This window comes from Pseudomonas sp. KB_12, assembly GCF_052114545.1.
GTDB lineage: Bacteria > Pseudomonadota > Gammaproteobacteria > Pseudomonadales > Pseudomonadaceae > Aquipseudomonas > Aquipseudomonas brassicacearum.
The window spans coordinates 1-19,065 of the sequence record NZ_JBFREY010000044.1 but is presented as its reverse complement, the minus strand read 5'-3'; the positions used below and the strand labels follow the sequence as shown (position 1 = coordinate 19,065).

Here is a 19,065-nt window from a genome sequence, read left to right as displayed (position 1 = left end):
CGATGACCGCCTCTCATTACCCGCATCTGCTGGCCCCGCTGGACCTGGGTTTCACCACCTTGCGCAACCGTACCCTGATGGGCTCGATGCACACCGGCCTGGAAGAGAAACCCGGCGGCTTCGAACGCATGGCGGCGTATTTTGCCGAGCGCGCCCGGGGCGGCGTGGGCCTGATGGTCACCGGTGGGATCGGGCCGAACGACGAGGGCGGTGTCTACTCCGGGGCGGCCAAGCTGACCACCGAAGAAGAAGCGCTCAAGCACCAGATCGTTACCCGCGCCGTACACGAGGCCGGTGGCAAGATCTGCATGCAGATTCTCCATGCCGGGCGCTACGCCTACAGCCCCAAGCAGGTGGCACCGAGCGCGATCCAGGCGCCGATCAACCCGTTCAAGCCCAAGGAACTGGACGAGGAGGGTATCGAGAAACAGATCAGCGATTTCGTCACCTGTTCGGTACTGGCCCAGAAGGCCGAATACGACGGCGTCGAAATCATGGGGTCGGAAGGTTATTTCATTAACCAGTTCCTGGCGGCCCATACCAACCACCGTACCGACCGTTGGGGCGGCAGCTATGAAAACCGCATGCGCCTGCCGGTGGAAATCGTCCGTCGGGTGCGTGAGGCGGTAGGCCCGAATTTCATCATCATCTTTCGCCTGTCGATGCTCGATCTGGTGGAAGGCGGCAGTGCCTGGGACGAAATCGTCCAGTTGGCCAAGGCCATCGAGCAGGCCGGCGCGACGATTATCAACACCGGTATCGGTTGGCACGAAGCGCGGATTCCTACCATCGCCACCAAGGTTCCGCGCGCCGCGTTCAGCAAGGTCACGGCCAAGCTGCGTGGCTCGGTGAGCATCCCGCTGATCACCACCAACCGCATCAACACCCCGGAAGTGGCCGAGCAGATCCTCGCTGAAGGCGATGCCGACATGGTCTCCATGGCCCGGCCGTTCCTGGCCGATCCGGAGTTCGTCAACAAGGCCGCTGCCGGTCGCGGCGATGAAATCAACACCTGCATCGGCTGCAACCAGGCGTGCCTGGACCACACCTTTGGCGGCAAGCTCACCAGTTGCCTGGTCAACCCGCGGGCCTGCCACGAAACCGAGCTGAACTACCTGCCGGTGACCCAGGTGAAGAAGATAGCCGTGGTCGGTGCCGGCCCGGCCGGCTTGTCCGCTGCCACGGTGGCGGCCGAGCGTGGGCACCAGGTGACGCTGTTCGATTCGGCCAGCGAAATCGGTGGCCAGTTCAACGTCGCCAAGCGCGTGCCAGGCAAGGAGGAGTTCTTCGAAACCCTGCGCTACTTCAAACGCAAATTGCAGACCAGTCATGTCGAGTTGTGCCTCGACACCCGGGTGGATGTGGCGAAATTGGTGGCCGGCGGTTACGACGAGATCATCCTCGCCACGGGCATCGCGCCGCGTGTGCCGGCGATTCCCGGGGTGGAGCATGCCAAGGTGTTGAGCTACCTGGACGTGATCCTCGAGCGCAAGCCGGTGGGCCGCAGTGTCGCGGTGATTGGTGCCGGCGGTATCGGCTTCGACGTGTCGGAGTTCCTGGTGCATCAGGGCGTTGCCACCAGCCAGGACCGCGAGGCGTTCTGGAAGGAGTGGGGTATCGACACCCACCTCGAGGCTCGCGGCGGTGTGGCCGGGATCAAGGCTGAACCTCATGCACCGGCGCGCCAGGTGTTCCTGCTGCAACGCAAGGCGTCCAAGGTCGGTGACGGCCTGGGCAAGACCACTGGCTGGATTCACCGCACGGGCCTGAAGAACAAGCAGGTGCAGATGCTCAACAGCGTCGAGTACCTGAAGATCGACGACGATGGCCTGCACATTCGCATCGGCGAAACCGGTGAGCCGCAAGTGTTGGCCGTGGACAACATCGTGATCTGCGCCGGCCAGGATCCGCTGCGTGAATTGCAGGAAGGCCTGGAGGCGGCGGGGCAGAAGGTTCATCTGATCGGCGGTGCCGACGTGGCGGCGGAACTGGACGCCAAGCGGGCGATCAACCAGGGTTCGCGGTTGGCGGCGCAGCTTTAAGGCAGCGCCTCAGGAAACCCCTTGTGGGAGCGAGCTTGCTCGCGATAGCGGCAGGTCAGTCAACATTCATGCTGCTGACTAACCGCTATCGCGAGCAAGCTCGCTCCCACAGGGGGAAGTGGTGAACCTGAAGTCACCCGCTGCCAAGCTGTTAAGATGCCGGGCCTATTTCCCCCTGGCCTGCTGCCATGCTGCTTCCCGCCCTCGACTGGCATCCCCAACCCCGACTCGAACCCCTTCATCTGGACTGGCTCGCCCGAGCCGGTGTTGAAGTGGCGGTGTTGCGCCTGGATCGGATCGATCCACTGATCAGCGGCAACAAGTGGTTCAAGTTGGTCCATCATTTGCGCGCCGCCCATGAGGCCGGTGCCGAGGGGGTCATGAGCCTGGGCGGGGCTTATTCCAACCATTTGCATGCGTTGGCGGCGGCGGGCAAGCGCTTCGGGTTTCCCACGGCGGGGCTGTTGCGTGGTCATCCCCAGGACACGCCGACGGTGCGCGACCTGAAAACGTTTGGCATGGACCTGCACTGGTTGGGTTATGGCGGATACCGAGAGCGGCACGCGCCGGGTTTCTGGGCGCCGTGGCAGATCCGCTACCCACATTTGCATCCGGTGCCCGAGGGTGGTTCAGGATTGCCCGGCGCACAAGGCTGCCAGGTGTGGGCGGCGAGTGTCCGTGAACAACTGGCGACGTTGGGATGGGCGGATTTTCACGGTTGGTGGTTGGCTTGCGGCACCGGTACGTCGCTGGCCGGGCTGGTGCTGGCCGAAGCGGGACAGCGCCCGGTCTATGGCGTGCTGGCGGTGCCCCAGGACCATGGCGTGGTGCAGCAAGTCGAACGCATCGTGGGGGAGGCGGGCCTGTGCAGTCCGCTTTATGAATTGTTCGACGGCAGCCGTGGCGGTTTCGCCCGGGTCGATGCCGAGCTCACCGAGTTCATCGAAACCACGGCGGCCATCGAACTGGAGCCGTTGTACACCGGCAAAGCCTTGCTGTTGCTTAAAGCGCGGATCGAGGCCGGACGGTTTGCCCCCGGCACCCGTTTGATTTTCGTCCACACCGGCGGTTTGCAAGGCCGCCGAGGGTTCGAGTAACGGCGATCAGCCGCGTTTGGGCATCATCCGCAGCAGCGTGTTGTCCCGTACTACATAGTGGTGGTACAGCCCCGCCAAGGCATGCAGGCCAATCAACCAGTAGCCGATGGTACCGCCCAGCACGTGCCAGCCTTCCAGTTGCTTGGCAAACTCCTTGTCTTGATTGATGAGCAAGGGCAGATCGAAACCGTAGAACATTACCTGATGCCCTTCGGCGCTGGTGATCAGCCAGCCCAGCAGCGGCATGGCGATCATGAACAGGTACAGCGCCCAATGCATCAGGCGCGCGAGAACGGTTTGCCATGCAGGCGACGCCGGGAAAATCGCCGGAGCCTTACCCATGCTGCGGGCGAACAGGCGTAGCCAGACCAGCAGGAACACCGTCAGGCCGAGCATGAAGTGCGCTTCCTTGATCAGGGTCCGGCCGCCACTGCCCTTGGGGAAAATCCCGCGGAACTCGATGCAGGCATAAACCACGGCCAGCAGGACCAGCATCAGCCAATGCAAGGTTACCGTGACGGTACTGTAGCGGCTTTCTGAGTTTTTCCAGGGCATTGCAGGTATCTCCAACAATCAGGGTAGAGCGCCGTCTAGAGCGGCGTTATCCGCTTACTGTAAGCCCGTTTCGCTGGGTTTGCATGAGCCAGATCAGTTTTGCCGGCAGGAAGCCACAGGGTTGAGTCAGGGCGTCAAGTCCGGCGGATTCAGCAGCCAGTCCAATAGCAGCCCCGCATCATGGTTGCCACGGGGCGATTTCGGGGGCGTGGCGGTATGGCCTGCGCCGGTATCGACAGCCCCTGGGCACAGCACCGGTCGATCAGGGTCGCCGTCGAGAAAACTCACCAGCACTTCGCTGCCGGCCATCAGGCTGGGGCTGCCATCCAGCGTCAGCCGCGACACGGGCAGGGTGATGCCGTCCTGGTCCGGCGCCCATAGGCTGACACTCACCTGGCCACGTTCATCGGGGCTGGCCGGCTGGCCGGTGCGGCCGAGTACATGGGCCAGGTGGTTCCCGGGGATGCAGGGCTTGGGATGCTTGAGGGCTGGCCTGAACGTGGTGGACCAGGGAATGGCGGTGAACCGGTTACGGTAGTCACGGGCCGACGGTGCGGCGGGCAGGTCCGGCTCCAGGATCGAAAACTGCCGTCCACGATGCTGGACCTCGGTGATCAACCATTGATCGTTGAAGGTGGAAACCGGGTGTTCGCAGACCTGCACGATGTCGCCGCCGTGCAGGGCCGGTTGGGTGCTGTGGCCATGGATTTCCCGTTGCCGGCAGCGCAACCGTTCAAGGTGGCGGCGACCGGCCTGGTAACGGTGAGCCAAGGCCGGGTTGCCGCGCATGGCTTCGTGATCGATCTGCTCTAGGGGTTGATTCGCCGCCGAGGCCTCGGCTTCGGGCGGGGCCCGGTCACTGAACCCGACGGGCAGGCCAGGCATCATCGGATGGTGACGCAAATACAAGCGTTTGATGGCCGGCAGCAGGCTGTCGTTCGGGCGCAGGGGTAGCTCGACAGGGCGCGCGGGAAAGCTCTTCGGGTCTTCGGCGAACACCAGCACATGGCCCTGGGGAGCGTGTTCGAAGTGGTAATGAATGCCTTCTTCCTCGCACAGGCGTTGCAGGAGGGTCAGGTCGCTTTCGTCGTACTGGATGCAGAATGGGCGACACGGATACTGCCCATGGGGCAGTTCGAAACGGTAACTGTCGACGGGTAGCGCGTGTTCTTCCAGCAGGCGTTGCAGCACCTGCACCACGCTGAGCCGATGGAAAACCCGGCGCTGCGGGCCTTGCTCCAGTTGCTGGAGGTAGGGAACCAACGTCAAACGATAGCCGATGCGCCGCGGCGCCAGGGCACTCAGGCTAACGCTGTGGACAATCCCATGGACGCCCGATTCGCCGTCCAGGCGCAGGAAGGCCGGATGCCCCAAGAGCAGCTCGGGATCTATCGGCGGGGCGAGGCCGATCAGTTCGAGGTCAAAGCGGTATGGCTGGTTGAGGGCTTCGCGGCCATTGAAGCGCAAGACTTGCAGTTGCAAGTCGCTTTGCGTGAGCGTCAGGCTGAAGGGACTTTCCGTGTCGTTGCGCATCGCAGCTCCTACTGGCGGGGAGAGAGGCGCAGAGGGTACGAAACCGCGGGGGGAAACGGTGCTTGTGAGTCGCTATTTCAGAAACGCCCTACAACACGCTGTGAAAATGTCGATCCGGCAGGGTGAATTTTTTGGTCGATCAGCCGGTTTAGGCCGTATAAACTTGCGCCACAGCGCCGGCCGGCAGATGTCTCGGCGCGTCAGACAAGAGAGTGAGTAATGGGCGCACAGTGGAAGGTTAAACACAAAGAAGCGGCTGCCAACGCCAAGGGCAAGATCTTCGGCAAACTGGTGAAGGAAATCACCATTGCCGCGCGCAACGGCGCTGATACCGCTACCAACGCGCACTTGCGACTGGTGGTCGAACAGGCGAAGAAGGCCTCGATGCCCCGCGAGACCCTGGAACGTGCGATCAAGAAAGGTTCTGGCCAGCTCGGTGAAACCGTGCAATACCACCGCGTCACCTACGAAGGGTTCGCGCCGCACCAGGTGCCGCTGATCGTTGAATGCGTGACCGATAACATCAACCGTACCGTTGCCGAAATTCGCGTCGCGTTCCGCAAGGGCCAACTCGGCGCCTCGGGTTCGGTGGCGTGGGACTTCAACCATGTCGGCATGATCGAAGCCGCGCCGGACAGCCCGGACGCCGATCCGGAAATGGCCGCCATCGAGGCCGGTGCCCAGGATTTCGAGCCGGGCGAAGAAGGCGCGACGTTGTTCCTCACTGATCCTGCCGACCTCGATGCCGTACAGAAGGCCTTGCCGGAGCAGGGTTTCACCGTGTTGTCGGCCAAGCTGGGCTATCAGCCGAAAAACCCGGTCAGTGGCCTGACCGACGAGCAGATGGCTGAAGTCGAAGCCTTCCTCGAAGGCCTCGACAACCATGATGACGTGCAGGACATGTTTGTCGGGTTGGCGGGTTAACAATCCCCCCTGTGGCGAGGGAGCTTGCTCCCGCTCGGCGGCGCGTAGAAGCTGTGTAGGAGCTGTCGAGTGCAACGAGGCTGCGATCTTTCCCCTGACACTTGAATCCCAAGTGAAAGATCAAAAGATCGCAGGCTTCGCCAGCTCCTACAGAGCCCAGCGGGAGCAAGCTCCCTCGCCACGGTTGCGCAATAAGCCTTCAATTTCATCAAACCCCGGCCGCGCCAATACATCAGGCTGACAGCAGCGCACTTGCAGATCCAGCAACGCTTCCAGTTCCTTAACACCGAGCGCCGGTTCGATCCGCGCCAGCAATTCCCCCAGCAGAATCCCGAAGGCCCGCACTTCGATGCGTTGCAGGGCGCGGGTTTGCAGGTTGTCCGTGGTGGCGTGGAACGACGCCGCGCCAAAATCCCCCAGCAGGCAATCGCCCTGGTCATCGCACAGAATATTGTGCCCGTAGAGATCCCCGTGGGTGATGCCCTGGCGGTGCAGGTGCGCCGCCACCGAGGCAATGCCATGGGCGATGCGCAGGGCCGCCGGAGCGCTTAGGCGCAGTTCATCGGCATAGACGTCGCGGCTGCACGACGCCAGGCTCGGCAGCCCGGCGAGGTTACGGTAGCTGGGCTCGATCAGCGCCATCACCAGCCCGGCCTGTTGCTCGGGGTGCCCGGCAACCTGGCCCAGCACCTCAATCAGGTTAGGGTGTCGACCGGCAGTGATGCAGGCATGCATCTCATGCAGCGGCGAGCCGTCGCTGGTCATCTGGCCTTTGTACAGCTTCACCGCGACCTTTCGTGCCACCTGGCCGGGCGCCTGCCAGAGCGCCTGATGAATCACCCCCGACGCACCTTCGCCCAGTTGTTGCTGCAGTTCCAGGTGCGACCAGTCAATAGGCGTCGTGGTATTCAGGGCCGCCGCTTCTGCCTGGGTTTCCAGTGGGTTGCCGGCGTAGGCCAGCCAACTGAGGCTCGGCAAGGTGAGCAGCCATTGCGGCAGTTCGCTCAGTTGGTTGGCGGCGATGCGTAGCAGTTCGAGGCGATGACACTGGCCCAGGCTCGCCGGTAATTGCCGCAAGCGGTTGCCGGCCAGCATCAGTTTTTGCAGAGAGGGGCGTTGACCCAGTTCATCCGGCAATTGGCTGACGCAGTTGTCGGTCAGGATCAGCCAGCGCAGCCGTGGCGGCAGTGCGGCGCCCGCGACGTGCGTAATGCGGTTGGCCTTGAAACCGACCATGGTCAAGGCGCTGCAACGGCCCAGGCATTCGGGCAGTTCTGTGAAGCGGTTGTCCGAACAGAACAGCACACGCAGGCGAGTCAGCCGATGCAGGTCGTCGGGCAGCGTGTCCAACTGATTGCCACTGAGGTTGAGAATCTCGAGGGAATCGGCCAGGTCGAAGATTTCCCGGGGAAACTCCGTCAAGCCGCAGGCCAGGTCCAGCCGGGTAATGCCTGAGAGTTGGCCTGCGCGTAGTTGGGCGAGGGTGTGCATGGAGGGGTTCGCTGTTGATCAAGAAGAAAGAGCGCAGAAAAAACTGTGGCGAGGGAGCTTGCTCCCGCTGGGCTGCATTGTAGGAGCTGTGTAGGAGCTATGTAGGAGCTGTCGAGTGAAACGAGGCTGCGATCTTTCCCCAACCACTTGAGCCTCAAGCGAAAGATCAAAAGATCGCAGGCTTCGCCAGCTCCTACAGAGCCCAGCGGGAGCAAGCTCCCTCGCCACAGGTTAATGGCCGCATGATAACCGCAAAATTCGCGCTAGCGCTCGATGCTGCGGTTCCAGCGGGCGTTCCAGGCTGGGCGTTGTTCGTTGACCTGGTCCCAATCCACGGCAATCGCCGTTTCCAGGTATTGCTTCATCGCCTCCACCTGGCCGCGGGTCTTGTCGGTGGTCGGGGTGTTGGGGTTGGACGGGATCTGGTCGCCTTCTTCCAGGGCGATGGCCTGGGCTTGCGGGGTCAGCAGGAACGCCGCGAGCTTTTGCGCCAGTTCCGGTTGGGTGTTCTGGGCGATGGCACATTCGGCGACGTTGAGGACCACGGCGCCTTCCTTCGGCTGGGCATATTCGACCGGCATGCCCTTGAGTTTCAACGCGGTCACCTGGGTCGGCGTCAGAGGGAACAGCGCGGCTTCGTCGGTCTGCAGCATTTCGGATATCTTCGCCGAGCTCGGGATGTACTCCAGCACGTTGCGCCCCACCGTGTTCGGCCAGGCCTTGAAGCCCGGTTCAACGTCGGTTTCGCTGCCGCCCTGGATCCGGTTGAACATCAAAAAGCCGTGCAGGCCGAACGTGGACGAGGCCATCGACTGGAACACCACTTTGTCCTTGAAGCGTGGATCGGCCAGGTCCATCCATGAGGTGGGCGTATTCCAGCCCTTTTCCTTGAACAGCCGGGTGTTGTAGGCCAACCCGGTCACGCCGAGGCTGACGGCCACGGCCTGATCCTTGATGCGCCCCTTGGCCGGGATCTGCGCCAGGGGCGGGCTGTCTTCGAGCTTGTCGCACAAGCCCATGGCGATGGCGCGGTACATGATGCCGTCATCGAGGAACATCACGTGCATCTGCGGGTTGCCTTTGCTGGCCTGGACTTTGGCCAGGATGTCGGCGGAGGTGCCGGGCACGATGACCACTTTGACGTTGTTGGCTTTCTCGAAAGCCGGCAAGACCTTGTCGGCATAGAGCCGCTCCATGGTTCCGCCGTTCATGCCCAGGTAAAGCGTCGGCTCGGCCAACGCCTGGGTGACCGGGAGCAGGGCGCCCAGGCAAGCGGAACCCAGCGAGCAGAAACCGAACAGTGCACTGCGTTTGACGTTATTCATTGGCGCGACCTTCCTCTATCAAGCAACGGAGATGGAGTGAAACCGGGTGATGGAAAACGCATCCAGCGGCGTGGTCGAAGCCCCGCTGCAGATGATCTCGGTGAGCGCCTGGCCCACCGCCGGGCCGATCTGGAAGCCCGCGCCGGCAAAGCCGAATGCGTGCAACAGACCGGGCTGGGTGCTGCTGTGGCCGATCACCGGCTGGCGATCGGGCAGATAACCTTCGGTGCCGCTCCAGGTACGAATCGCCTGGGCGCCTTCCAGGAATGGATAGAGCTCGACGGCCTGGCGCAGGATTTCCAGCACGGCGTTCTGGCCGGGGCGGGCGCGTGCAGTGTCCAAGGCAAAACCCTGGCCGCCGCCTAGCACGCAATTGCCGCGTGAGACTTGGCGGGCATAGATACCGCCGCCCTCGACGCCAGTGCTGGCGTCCATGACCAAGGGCAAGGGTTCGGTGACCAGCATCGCCGGGTGCCCGGCGTACATCGGCACCGCTTCGCCGAACTGCGCGGCGAACTGGCTCGCCCAGGCACCGGCGCAGTTCAGCAGCCAGGGCGCGTGGAAACTCAGGCCTGTTGCGGTGTGTACGGCAAAGCGCTGGCCGTCATGCACAACGTTGCTGACGGCGCATTGTTCGTGGACTTGCGCGCCATGTCGGCGAGCGGCCTGGGCAAAGGCTGGCGAGACCAGGCGCGGATTGGCGTGGCCGTCGTCCGGGCACAGCGACGCCCCGACCGCAACAGTGCCGACCCACGGAAAACGGGTGCGCAGGGCCTCGCGATCGAGCAGTTGCAGATCCAGGCCAAAGCCCTGGCTGGCGGCAGCGTAGTCGTGCAGCGCTTGCAGATCTTCAGCGCTGCGGGCCAGCTTTAAATGACCGCTGCGCTGGTACTCGCCGTCGATGCCAATCAACTGTGGCAACTGGCTCCAGATTTCATGGGCCCGTTGCGACAAGGGCAATTGCGACAGCGGCCGGCCCTGGCGGCGCACACCGCCGTAGTTCACGCCGCTGGAGTGCGAACCGCAGAAGTCGCGCTCCAGCAACGCCACCCGGCGTCCGGCCTGGCTCAGGAACAACGCGGCGGAGGCGCCGACGATGCCGCCGCCAATGATCACGGCATCCACTTCGATCATGGCTCGACCTCCAGGCCGAACGGCACGGGCTTGATCGGCGCCTGGGCCCGCAAGCGGCCGATGCTGGACACGGTGCGGCCACTTTCGCGGGCAATGATTTCCGCCGCGGCGGCACCGCACATTCGTCCCTGGCAACGGCCCATGCCGACCCGGCAATGCGCCTTGACCCGATTGATCTCCCAATGGCCTTGGCCCACCACCTGGCGGATGTCGCCGGCGCTGACTTCTTCGCAGCGGCAAATCATCAGGTCATCGGCAGCATCGGCGGCCCACGCTTCAGGAAAGGCAAACGCACGTTCCAGGCCCAGTCGGAAATGGCCGATGCGTTCGAGGGATTGTTCCAGCTGAGTGCAACGCTGCGGGTCGATCAGATAACCAATGTCTTCGAGCAAGGCCAGGGCCGCCCGTTCACCGGCCATTTCAGCGGCGTCGGCGCCCATGATGCCGGCACCGTCACCGGCCAGGTAGATCCCCGGCACGCTGCTGCGTCCGGCGCCGTCGCGTCGTGGCAGCCAGGCGCGGTTGAGGGCGCTCCAGGAAAACTCGCAACCCAGCAGGTCGGCCAGTTGGGTTTCACTGCGCAAGCCGTGGGCGAAGGCCACCGCGTCGCAGTCGAGGGTGTGTTCGCCGTTGGCGTTGCGCCATTTCAACGACTGCACCCGCCGTTCGCCATCGAGACCCGACAGGCTCGCGCCTTGATGCACGGCGATGCCGTGGGCGGTCAGCCAGGCGCGATAATAGAGGCCCTTGGCGAGGGTGGCCGGTTGTGCCAGCAGGCCGGGCAGGGCGCGGACCTGGGCGCCAAAGGGCGAACTGTCGAGCACCGCGACCACGTTGGCGCCGGCCCGGGCGTATTGATAGGCCACCAGATACAGCAAGGGGCCGCTGCCGGCGAACACCACCCGCTCACCGATGGCACACCCCTGGAATTTCAGGGCAATCTGCGCCGCGCCCAGGCTGTAGACCCCTGGCAGGGTCCACCCGGGTACAGGCAGGATCCGGTCGGTGGCGCCGGTTGCGACGATCACGCTGGCGTACTCGAGGCGGTCGGCGCGGCCTTCATGCAGGGTATCGAGCAGGCCGGCTTCGGCGTTCCACACCAGGGTGTCGGGGCGGTAGTCGAGCTGTCCGCGCAATGCGTCGAGCGTCTGGTGGATGGCGTTGGCCTTGTGCGCTTCGAAGCCATAGAGCTTGCCTGGCGAGCGCTTGAAATTAGCCGGTTGGCGCCGATAGATCTGCCCGCCACCGCGGGCGGCTTCGTCCAGCAGGACCGGGTACAGGCCGTGGGCGACCAATGTCTGCGCGGCACGGATACCGGCGGGGCCGGCGCCGATGATGGCTATTGGTTTCATCGCCACCTCATTGGCTGGACCGGGGGATTTGTGCTGCGCTCGAAACCGTCATCGCGAGCAAGCTCGCTCCCACACTGGATCGGTTGTGGATGCTGGTTTAGCGCTCGCCGCAGTTCCCCTGTGGGAGCGAGCCTGCTCGCGATGACGGCGGCACATGCGACAACAGCGACAGCAGACAGACCGCTTTCGCGAGCGGGCTCGCTCCCACATTGGATCTGTTGTGGATGTTGGTTGCGCACACGCCGCAACTCCCCTGTGGGAGCGAGCTTGCTCGCGATGAGGCCAGGCCAGTCGACGGTGTTCATACCTGGCGCCCCGGTTCGCGGCTGATGTGCTGGCCGGCTTCGAGCAGGGTCGAGCAGGCGCGGACGCGGCGGCCGTCGCCCAGGCGCACCCAGCAGTCCTGGCAGGCGCCCATCAGGCAGAAACCGGCCCGGGGTTCGGCGCTGAAGTCGCTGCCGCGCAGGTGTTCGCTGCAGGTCAGCACGGCGGTCAGCAGCGTGTCCCCCAGCAGGCCGGTGGCAGGCTGGCCGTCGAGGATAAAGTCCAGGGCCGGGCGGTCGCCTTCGGCCAGTCGTTTCAGCAGCGCCATGGTGCCCTCATTGTTTGCCTACCAGGACCCGATCCAGGCCATAGACCCGGTCGAGCAGAATCATGGTCAGCGCGGTGAGCGCGATGACCAGCGCCGACACCGCCGCCATCATCGGGTCGATGGATTCGGTGGCGTACACGTACATGCGCACCGGCAAGGTTTGCGTGGCCGGCGAGGTGACGAAGATCGACAGCGTGACTTCATCGAAACTGTTGATGAACGCCAGCAGCCAGCCCCCGGCCACCCCCGGCAGGATCATCGGCAAGGTGATTTGCCGGAACAGCGTGAAGCGTCCGGCCCCCAGCGATTGCGCGGCCTGTTCGGCGCTGCGGTCCAGGCCGATGGCCGAGGCCAGCACCAGGCGCAACACGTAGGGGGTGATCACCAGCATGTGGGCGAAGATCAGCCAGGCAAAGCTGCCGTTCACGCCCATCAGCGCAAACAGGCGCAGCAATGCGACCCCCAGCACCAGGTGCGGAATGATGATTGGCGACAGGAACAGGCCGTTGAAGAAGTCCCGGCCGGGGAACTCGAGCCGGGTGATCGCCAGGGCCGCCGGCACCGCGATCAACGTCGCCAGCGAGGCCGCGCAGAACGCCAGGACCAGGCTGTTGTAGAACGCGTCGACAAAATCCGCGCGTTCGAACACGGCGCGAAACCAGCGCAGGGAAAACTCGGTGGTCGGCAGGCTCAGGGTGTTTTCCGGGGTGAAGGCGACGAGGCAGACCACCACCAGCGGCGCGAGCATGAAGACCACCACCAGGGCGTGAAACAGCAGCGCTAAAGGACCGTTTCTAGACATGACCCATTACCCCAATGACTTCTTGTAGCGGCCTTCGATCATCCGGTTCCACGACAGCATGATCAGCAGGTTGAGCAGCAGCAGCGCGACGGCAATGGCCGCGCCCATCGGCCAGTTCAGTTCCGACAGGTACTGGTCGTAGATCAGCGTGGCGACCATCTTCAAACGCCGTCCGCCGAGCAGGCCGGGAATCGCGAAGGAGCTGGCGGCGAGGCCGAACACAATCAGCGTGCCGGACAGCACGCCGGGCATGATCTGCGGCAGCACCACTTTGCGGATCACCGTGAATTGGCTGGCCCCCAGGGACAGCGCGGCCTGTTCGGCGGCCGGGTCGAGTTTCTGCAGCGAGGTCCAGACCGGAATGATCATGAACGGCAACATCACGTGGACCAGGGCGATGACCACGGCGAACGGCGTATAAAGCAGCTTCACCGGCGCGCCGCCGAAGGCTTGAAGGGCCTGGTTGACCAAGCCGTCGGCGCCGAGCAGGAGGCTCCAGCCAAAGGCCCGCACCACCACTGAAATCAGCAGCGGGGTGAGAATCAGGATCAGGAAAATCGAACGCCACGGCGCGCCCATGCGGCTGAGGATGTACGCCTCGGGCACGCCGATCAGCACGCACAGCAAAGTGGTCAGGGCGCTGATCCAGAACGTGCGCAAAAAGATCTCGTAGAAGTACGGATCGCCCAGCAGGCTGGTGTAGTGCTCGAAGGTATAGGCGTCGCCGTTGATGCCCGAACTGTAGTCGAAGACGTTGAACGACAGGACCAAGGTCAAGCCCAAGGGAATGACCAGCAGGCCCAGGTACAAGGCCAGGGCCGGCGCGGACATCAGGTAGCCTTGGCGACCGCGGCGCATCGCATCGATCAGCTTCATGCCGGCACCTCGTCCGCGCTCAGTACCCGCAGCAGCGCCGGGTCCCAATCCAGGCCCACCGCCGTGCCTTCTACCAGGGGCGCGGAGCCGTCGTTGCGGCGCACCACGCAGAGTTCACCCAGGCTGGTCGAGACGCCGTACAGCCATTGGCTGCCAAGGAAGAAGCGGTTGATGAGGGTGCCTTGCAGTCGGCCTGAACCGGCCTCGCACAGGTCGATTTTTTCCGGACGCAGGCTCAGGATCAGGTCGCCATTGCCCTGGCTGCAGGCTTGAACGACACCCGTACTGTCCCGCATGCCGGGCAGCAGGTTGGCTTTGCCGACGAAGCCGGAAATGAATTCGGTACGCGGGTGCTCGTAAAGGGTGTACGGCGCGTCGATCTGGGTGATGCGCCCAGCCTGCATCACCACGACCCGGTCACTGATCGACAGGGCTTCGGACTGGTCGTGGGTCACCATCAGCGTGGTGATCCCGACTTCGCGCTGGATGCGGCGGATTTCGTATTGCATCTCTTCGCGCAAATTGGCGTCGAGGTTGGACAGTGGCTCGTCGAGCAACAGCACTGGCGGCTCGATCACCAGCGCTCGGGCCAGTGCCACGCGTTGGCGCTGGCCGCCCGAGAGTTCGCGCGGGTAGCGGTCGGCGTGGCGGTCCAGGCGTACCAGTTTCAACACCCGGTCCACCCGTTGTTGCAGTTCGGCAGTGGCCACTTTGCGCATGCGCAGGCCGAAGGCGACGTTGTCCTGGACGGTCATGTGGGGAAATAGCGCGTAGCTCTGGAACACCACACCCAGGCCACGGCTGGCGGGCTTGGCGTGGGTAATGTCGCGACCGTCCAGCAGGATGCGCCCGCTGCTGACTTCGACGAAGCCGGCGATCATCTGCAGGGTTGTGGTCTTGCCGCAGCCGGAAGGTCCCAGTAGCGAGACGAACTCGCCTTTTTCCACCGACAGGTTGGTGGCGACCACGGCGTCGATATCGCCGTAACGTTTGCCAAGTCCTTCAAGTTGCACAAAAGCCATAGCTGCGCTCCACCTGGGATTGTTATGCGTCGCCTGCGGGCGCGCTTTTTTATGGGCAGATACGAAAGGGTGTTGCTGGGGTGCGTTGGTGCTCGACCTTGAGTCGGCTGCCGCTGTTGTTCGAATCGCCCCTGTCTGGACGAAGAGTAGGACGAAGAATAGGATGGGCTCAATGGACTATTTCACTGAAGCGAAGACTATTTTCAGTTTCATTCAGTGAGTAAATTTAATAATGAGAAATGGCATGTCTGATTCCACTGATCGGAATAATGAGAAAGGCGAAGTCGGTGTCGGCGCGGTCTCCCGGCTGTTTGCCGTGTTGCGCAGCCTGGGTGGCACCGCCGAGGGTGGGGAGCGGGTGACGCAATTGGCCCAGCGCATCGGCCTGTCCCAGCCCACCACGCATCGCTTGTTGCGCAGCCTGATGGACGAAGGCATGGTCGAGCAGGACGCACGTAGCAAACGCTACCGCTTGAGCCTGGAGTTCTTCGCCCTGGCCGCCCGCGCCGGCAACACCGGCAACCTGCGCGAACTGGTGCGCCCAGCCATGCTGCGGTTGTCGGCCTCCCTCGGGGACTCGTTGTTTTTGCTGGCGCGCAGTGGTTTCGATGCGGTCTGCCTGGACCGCAGCGAGGGGCCGTTTCCGATCCGCACGTTCACGGGCGACATCGGTGGTCGCGTGGCGTTGGGCGTGGGGCAGGGCAGCTTGGCGATCCTGGCGTTTCTRCCGGAGGAAGAGCGCGACACGGTGATTCAATACAACCTGCCGCGGCTCAAGGATTTCCATTTGTACGACGAAGTCTTCCTGCGTTCGGAAGTGGAGAACGTGCGCACGCTGGGCTACGCCGGGCGCAATACTGGCGTATTGCAAGGCATGGCCGGGGTGGCCGTGCCGATCCTGGACCGTGACGGCCGGGCCGTGGCCGCCTTGAGCGTGGCAACGGTGAGCGACCGCCTGGGGCCCGATCGCCTGCCGACGGTGGTGGACATGCTCAAGCGCGAGGCAGCCCTGATCGGACCGCGGATCAACCCGTTCGACCCATTGCTGCGCAGGCCTTCGCAGGTGTTTGGGCAGGGCTGAACAGACTCTCAAGAGCAGCCTGTATCCCCTGTGGGTAGGGGGTTCAGAACTTCAGGGTCTGCTTGAGCCGCTGCACCGTCGGCGTATCACTGGGGATGACCATCGCATAGTTGTAGCCCGGCCCGGACCAGTACTCGGCTTGCAATTCGCCCTCGCGACGACTGCCCCGCGGCAGGAGGAAATTTTTCGGGCCGGGTGGGCGCACGTAGAAGCTGATTTTCTGACCGCTCGGGTCCTGATAGACCACCATCGCCGCCGCGCCTTGTTCGGTGCTGAGCAAGCGCCCGCTGACCGGCTTGAAGCCCGTACCCGATAGGTCTGGCAGCCGGTCGGCCTGGGTGAAGTAGCGGTCGAGCCAGCCTTGCATGCTCTGCTCGTCGCCGGTCTGGTAATCGGCCGGAAGGATGCCCTGCTGGGCAATCAACCGGTACGCCTGTAGAGCGTCAGCCATGGGGGCTGCGGCGCTGAGCAGGGTCATTTGTCGCGCCTGCCAGCCGCTGACCCCGCCTACGCTGACGGCCAGCAGCAACACCGCGGCGCTGGCCAGGTGGCGGCGGGAGCGATGTTTCAGGTGCTGGCGAATCATGGCCGGGTCGAGATCCGGATTGGGCGGCTGTTGCAAGGCGCCGCTCAGGGCCGTGCGCAGGTGCTGCGCGTCCTGTTGCCAGGCGCGGACCCGGGCGGCGACTTCCGGCTGGTTGGCCAGGTAGGCCTGCACCAGGCGCTGGTCGGCCTCGCTCAGTTGGCGATCGACGTAGGCGTGCAGGTCGCTGTCGCTGGGGGGCATGCTGATCATTTGAGTATCCGCAGGGTAGGGCGGGTGATTTCGCCGTCGCTGAGTTGGCGCAGGGCCTGGCGAGCGCGGGACAGGCGGGACATGACCGTGCCGGTCGGCACGCCGAGGATGTCGGCGACTTGCTGGTAGCTCAAGCCTTCCACCGACACCCACAACAACAGTGCACGTTGTTCCGTCGTGAGTTGATCGAAGGCTTGCAGGGACGATTGCGCGATCACGCTGCGCTCGGCCGAAGGGTGGGCATCGTCGCGGCCGGTGAAAAACTCCAGCATGCGCGCATACCGTCGGGAGCGGCGATGGCCGTCGAGAAACTGCCGGTACAGAATCGAAAACAGCCAGGCCCGCAGATCGCCGTCCGGACGCTTGTCGTTCCACTTGGACAATGCCCGTTCCAGGCACATCTGCACCAGGTCGTCGGCGTTGCTCGGGTTGCGCGTCAGCGACACGGCAAAACGCCGTAGCCTGGGGATGAGCTCGCGCAACTGTTCGTCGAATGCGTTCATAGGGGTGTGGCTTCTGTGGGCAGTCACTGCACCGGGACTGGAAAGACGACCCGCAAACGAGATTATTCCAGTGCAGGAAAAATAAATACGAGGCGTGGGAATAAACCTGCCGGGCTTTCGTCTGACGGGTCCTTTCCAACAAATGGCCTTGAGCCCCTGGAGCTTTCTCATGGTTGATCCTTCACCCTCGTCGAGCCGGCCACCCTTGAGTGCCGCCGGCCTGACATTGCGCCTGAGCGGCATCGCGGTGATTGTTGCCGCGCTGGCCGGGGCGTTTGCCTACGTCAATGGCAGCCTCGACCCACAGCGCCTGACACCGCAGGCGTTGGTCACTGTGCTGGAAAAAAACAACGGCGTTCACCCGGGCTTTCGACGCAACCACTCAAAAGGTGTCTGCGTCGCGGGCTATTTCCAAAGCACGGGCGAGGCCAGCGGCTATTCCAGCGCCCAAGTGTTCTCGCAGCCGCAAACGCCAGTGGTTGGGCGTTTCGCCTTGCCCAGCGGCAATCCCTATGCACCGGACGGCAGTGTGCCGATTCGCAGCCTGGCACTGCGCTTTACCCAGGCCAACGGCCAGCAATGGCGCACCGGCATGAACAGCATGCCGGTGTTTCCGGTGGGCACGCCCGAAGCCTTCTACCAACTCCAACAAGCCCAGTCGCCGGACCCTGCCACAGGGAAACCGAACCCTGCGGCCGTACCGGCGTTCTTTGCCGCGCACCCCGAAGCGGTGCCGTTCCTGCAATGGATCAAGGGCGCCAAGCCGTCAGCCAGTTATGCCACCGAAACCTACAACGGCATCAACGCGTTTTATCTGGTCAACCCCGCCGGGCAGCGCCAGGCGGTGCGCTGGGGCGTGGTGCCGATGAGCCAGGATGCTACGGATGCGACGCCACCTCAGGGGGCCGACTTCCTCGAGCAAGACTTGGCCAAGCGTCTCGCCGCCGGGCCGTTGCGCTGGCAGTTGAACATCACCCTGGCCAACCCCGGGGACCCGGTGAACGATGCCAGCAAGGCCTGGCCCGCCGACCGCAAGGTACTCAATGCCGGCACATTGGTGCTGGAGCGCACCCAGGCGCAGGACAACGGCGAATGCCGCGACATCAACTATGACCCGCTGATCCTGCCCCAAGGGATCGAAGGTTCCGAAGACCCGCTATTGGTCGCGCGCTCCGCCGCCTATGCCAGTTCCTATCTGCGCCGTACCAGCGAAGTGAGCCAGTTGGCCGCCAAACAGGAGTCCCGCCCATGAGCGCCCCTCGTCACTTTGCACCGCTGGCCCGGCTGCTGCACTGGCTGATGGCAGTGATGATCATCGCCATGCTGTTCATCGGCGCGGGCATGGTCGCCTCGGTGTCCGAACGCCATGAATGGCTGCTGCAGTTGCACAAACCATTGGGCATCGCGATTTTGCTGTTGGTGATCGTGCGCCTGGCGGTGCGTTTTACCACCCGCCAACCGCCGCTGCCGGCGGATCTGCCGGCCTGGCAAGTGCTGGCGGCAAACGCCTCGCATGTGCTGTTGTACGCCCTGATGCTGGTCCTGCCGTTGTTGGGCTGGGGCATGATTTCGGCGGCGGGGGATCCGGTGATGCTCGGCGACTCGTTGCAACTGCCTTCGATTCTTCCAGCCCACGCCCAGACGTTCGCACTGCTGCGCAAGGCCCACGGGTACCTGGCTTACCTGTTGTTCGTGACGGTGCTGGTGCATCTGGCGGCCGCGTTGTTTCACGCTTGGGTGCGCCGGGATGAGGTGTTGGACAGTATGTTGCGCGGCAAAGGCTGATGAAGCCTGTGGCGAGGGAGTCCCCGCCGCGTCGCCGACGCTGCGCTGTCGCGCAGCAAACAAGTGCTCGGCTTAAGATTGGGTGCGCGCGGGGAAAGAGGCCGTAGCTATCACTGGTGTGTCAGCACCCGCGAGGGAGAGTGGCCGGCACGGTA

General features: G+C 63.8%; 18 protein-coding genes. 6 read left to right on the top strand and 12 right to left on the bottom strand.

Annotated features, from left to right (window positions below; all coding sequences use genetic code 11):
* Positions 1-2: 2 nt before the first annotated feature.
* Both AB4Z20_RS25280 and AB4Z20_RS25275 read left to right on the top strand, forming a co-directional pair.
* The gene (locus tag AB4Z20_RS25280) at positions 3-2,042 is read left to right on the top strand and encodes an oxidoreductase (protein WP_442090849.1); all 2,040 of its coding nucleotides are present in this window, start codon (positions 3-5) and stop codon (positions 2,040-2,042) included.
* A 188-nt stretch (positions 2,043-2,230) separates the two neighbouring features.
* Positions 2,231-3,139, top strand: coding sequence for a 1-aminocyclopropane-1-carboxylate deaminase/D-cysteine desulfhydrase (locus AB4Z20_RS25275; RefSeq protein ID WP_442090848.1), 909 nt, complete (start codon positions 2,231-2,233; stop codon positions 3,137-3,139).
* 6 nt (positions 3,140-3,145) lie between these two features.
* Here AB4Z20_RS25275 and AB4Z20_RS25270 read toward each other — a convergent pair whose 3' ends face one another.
* Together AB4Z20_RS25270 and AB4Z20_RS25265 are read right to left on the bottom strand one after the other, a co-directional pair.
* Positions 3,146-3,694 carry a cytochrome b gene (locus AB4Z20_RS25270; RefSeq protein ID WP_214508987.1) on the bottom strand — a complete coding sequence of 183 codons (549 nt, stop codon included), beginning with the start codon at positions 3,692-3,694 and terminating at the stop codon, positions 3,146-3,148.
* 126 nt (positions 3,695-3,820) lie between these two features.
* Complete coding sequence (locus tag AB4Z20_RS25265; RefSeq protein ID WP_320390175.1) at positions 3,821-5,227, bottom strand: type VI secretion system Vgr family protein; 1,407 nt, start codon at positions 5,225-5,227, stop codon at positions 3,821-3,823.
* A gap of 219 nt (positions 5,228-5,446) precedes the next feature.
* On the opposite strand from AB4Z20_RS25265, the gene AB4Z20_RS25260 reads away from it, so the two are divergent.
* Entirely contained in the window at positions 5,447-6,151 is a 705-nt protein-coding gene (locus AB4Z20_RS25260; protein WP_003199952.1) for a YebC/PmpR family DNA-binding transcriptional regulator, read from the top strand.
* A 147-nt stretch (positions 6,152-6,298) separates the two neighbouring features.
* On the opposite strand, the gene AB4Z20_RS25255 is transcribed toward AB4Z20_RS25260, so the two are convergent.
* The 8 genes from AB4Z20_RS25255 to AB4Z20_RS25220 all read right to left on the bottom strand — a co-directional run bounded on the left by AB4Z20_RS25255 (position 6,299) and on the right by AB4Z20_RS25220 (position 14,745).
* Positions 6,299-7,642, bottom strand: coding sequence for a leucine-rich repeat-containing protein kinase family protein (locus tag AB4Z20_RS25255; protein WP_442090845.1), 1,344 nt, complete (start codon positions 7,640-7,642; stop codon positions 6,299-6,301).
* 263 nt (positions 7,643-7,905) lie between these two features.
* On the bottom strand, positions 7,906-8,967 hold the full coding sequence (locus AB4Z20_RS25250; protein ID WP_057447748.1) for an ABC transporter substrate-binding protein: 1,062 nt from the start codon (positions 8,965-8,967) through the stop codon (positions 7,906-7,908).
* Positions 8,968-8,985: 18 nt separating this feature from the next.
* Positions 8,986-10,101, bottom strand: a complete 1,116-nt coding sequence (locus AB4Z20_RS25245; RefSeq protein ID WP_442090843.1) for an NAD(P)/FAD-dependent oxidoreductase — start codon at positions 10,099-10,101, stop codon at positions 8,986-8,988.
* Positions 10,098-11,453: an FAD-dependent oxidoreductase gene (locus tag AB4Z20_RS25240; protein WP_442090841.1), complete on the bottom strand. Its 1,356-nt coding sequence runs from the start codon at positions 11,451-11,453 to the stop codon at positions 10,098-10,100. Before AB4Z20_RS25240 ends, AB4Z20_RS25245 begins: the two co-directional genes overlap by 4 nt.
* A gap of 301 nt (positions 11,454-11,754) precedes the next feature.
* Positions 11,755-12,045: a (2Fe-2S)-binding protein gene (locus AB4Z20_RS25235; protein WP_186710006.1), complete on the bottom strand. Its 291-nt coding sequence runs from the start codon at positions 12,043-12,045 to the stop codon at positions 11,755-11,757.
* A 7-nt stretch (positions 12,046-12,052) separates the two neighbouring features.
* Entirely contained in the window at positions 12,053-12,847 is a 795-nt protein-coding gene (locus AB4Z20_RS25230) for an ABC transporter permease (RefSeq protein ID WP_253473106.1), read from the bottom strand.
* Positions 12,848-12,853: 6 nt separating this feature from the next.
* Positions 12,854-13,723 carry an ABC transporter permease gene (locus tag AB4Z20_RS25225; RefSeq protein ID WP_186710009.1) on the bottom strand — a complete coding sequence of 290 codons (870 nt, stop codon included), beginning with the start codon at positions 13,721-13,723 and terminating at the stop codon, positions 12,854-12,856.
* Positions 13,720-14,745: an ABC transporter ATP-binding protein gene (locus AB4Z20_RS25220; RefSeq protein WP_442090838.1), complete on the bottom strand. Its 1,026-nt coding sequence runs from the start codon at positions 14,743-14,745 to the stop codon at positions 13,720-13,722. Before AB4Z20_RS25220 ends, AB4Z20_RS25225 begins: the two co-directional genes overlap by 4 nt.
* A gap of 244 nt (positions 14,746-14,989) precedes the next feature.
* On the opposite strand from AB4Z20_RS25220, the gene AB4Z20_RS25215 reads away from it, so the two are divergent.
* Complete coding sequence (locus AB4Z20_RS25215; RefSeq protein WP_253473113.1) at positions 14,990-15,826, top strand: IclR family transcriptional regulator; 837 nt, start codon at positions 14,990-14,992, stop codon at positions 15,824-15,826.
* 43 nt (positions 15,827-15,869) lie between these two features.
* Here AB4Z20_RS25215 and AB4Z20_RS25210 read toward each other — a convergent pair whose 3' ends face one another.
* Together AB4Z20_RS25210 and AB4Z20_RS25205 are read right to left on the bottom strand one after the other, a co-directional pair.
* A complete protein-coding gene (locus AB4Z20_RS25210; RefSeq protein ID WP_214508995.1) occupies positions 15,870-16,622 on the bottom strand; it encodes an anti-sigma factor family protein in 753 nt (250 codons plus the stop codon).
* A complete protein-coding gene (locus AB4Z20_RS25205; RefSeq protein ID WP_018602303.1) occupies positions 16,619-17,125 on the bottom strand; it encodes a sigma-70 family RNA polymerase sigma factor in 507 nt (168 codons plus the stop codon). Before AB4Z20_RS25205 ends, AB4Z20_RS25210 begins: the two co-directional genes overlap by 4 nt.
* Positions 17,126-17,294: 169 nt before the next feature.
* Between AB4Z20_RS25205 and AB4Z20_RS25200 the strand changes: the two genes are divergently transcribed.
* Positions 17,295-18,377, top strand: a complete 1,083-nt coding sequence (locus AB4Z20_RS25200; RefSeq protein ID WP_442090835.1) for a catalase family peroxidase — start codon at positions 17,295-17,297, stop codon at positions 18,375-18,377.
* Complete coding sequence (locus tag AB4Z20_RS25195) at positions 18,374-18,910, top strand: cytochrome b (RefSeq protein ID WP_053178694.1); 537 nt, start codon at positions 18,374-18,376, stop codon at positions 18,908-18,910. The genes AB4Z20_RS25200 and AB4Z20_RS25195 overlap by 4 nt, the downstream gene beginning before the upstream one ends.
* The last annotated feature ends 155 nt before the right edge of the window (positions 18,911-19,065 follow it).

What these genes read in the sequence shown, in the direction of transcription:
- AB4Z20_RS25245 (WP_442090843.1), bottom strand. Translation starts at nt 10,101, where the DNA reads ATGATCGAAGTGGATGCCGTGATCATTGGCGGCGGCATCGTCGGCGCC.
- AB4Z20_RS25220 (WP_442090838.1), bottom strand. Translation starts at nt 14,745, where the DNA reads ATGGCTTTTGTGCAACTTGAAGGACTTGGCAAACGTTACGGCGATATC.
- AB4Z20_RS25200 (WP_442090835.1), top strand. Translation starts at nt 17,295, where the DNA reads ATGGTTGATCCTTCACCCTCGTCGAGCCGGCCACCCTTGAGTGCCGCC.
- AB4Z20_RS25265 (WP_320390175.1), bottom strand. Translation starts at nt 5,227, where the DNA reads ATGCGCAACGACACGGAAAGTCCCTTCAGCCTGACGCTCACGCAAAGC.
- AB4Z20_RS25205 (WP_018602303.1), bottom strand. Translation starts at nt 17,125, where the DNA reads ATGAACGCATTCGACGAACAGTTGCGCGAGCTCATCCCCAGGCTACGG.
- AB4Z20_RS25230 (WP_253473106.1), bottom strand. Translation starts at nt 12,847, where the DNA reads ATGTCTAGAAACGGTCCTTTAGCGCTGCTGTTTCACGCCCTGGTGGTG.
- AB4Z20_RS25255 (WP_442090845.1), bottom strand. Translation starts at nt 7,642, where the DNA reads ATGCACACCCTCGCCCAACTACGCGCAGGCCAACTCTCAGGCATTACC.
- AB4Z20_RS25275 (WP_442090848.1), top strand. Translation starts at nt 2,231, where the DNA reads ATGCTGCTTCCCGCCCTCGACTGGCATCCCCAACCCCGACTCGAACCC.
- AB4Z20_RS25250 (WP_057447748.1), bottom strand. Translation starts at nt 8,967, where the DNA reads ATGAATAACGTCAAACGCAGTGCACTGTTCGGTTTCTGCTCGCTGGGT.
- AB4Z20_RS25225 (WP_186710009.1), bottom strand. Translation starts at nt 13,723, where the DNA reads ATGAAGCTGATCGATGCGATGCGCCGCGGTCGCCAAGGCTACCTGATG.
- AB4Z20_RS25210 (WP_214508995.1), bottom strand. Translation starts at nt 16,622, where the DNA reads ATGATCAGCATGCCCCCCAGCGACAGCGACCTGCACGCCTACGTCGAT.
- AB4Z20_RS25280 (WP_442090849.1), top strand. Translation starts at nt 3, where the DNA reads ATGACCGCCTCTCATTACCCGCATCTGCTGGCCCCGCTGGACCTGGGT.
- AB4Z20_RS25195 (WP_053178694.1), top strand. Translation starts at nt 18,374, where the DNA reads ATGAGCGCCCCTCGTCACTTTGCACCGCTGGCCCGGCTGCTGCACTGG.
- AB4Z20_RS25260 (WP_003199952.1), top strand. Translation starts at nt 5,447, where the DNA reads ATGGGCGCACAGTGGAAGGTTAAACACAAAGAAGCGGCTGCCAACGCC.
- AB4Z20_RS25270 (WP_214508987.1), bottom strand. Translation starts at nt 3,694, where the DNA reads ATGCCCTGGAAAAACTCAGAAAGCCGCTACAGTACCGTCACGGTAACC.
- AB4Z20_RS25235 (WP_186710006.1), bottom strand. Translation starts at nt 12,045, where the DNA reads ATGGCGCTGCTGAAACGACTGGCCGAAGGCGACCGCCCGGCCCTGGAC.
- AB4Z20_RS25240 (WP_442090841.1), bottom strand. Translation starts at nt 11,453, where the DNA reads ATGAAACCAATAGCCATCATCGGCGCCGGCCCCGCCGGTATCCGTGCC.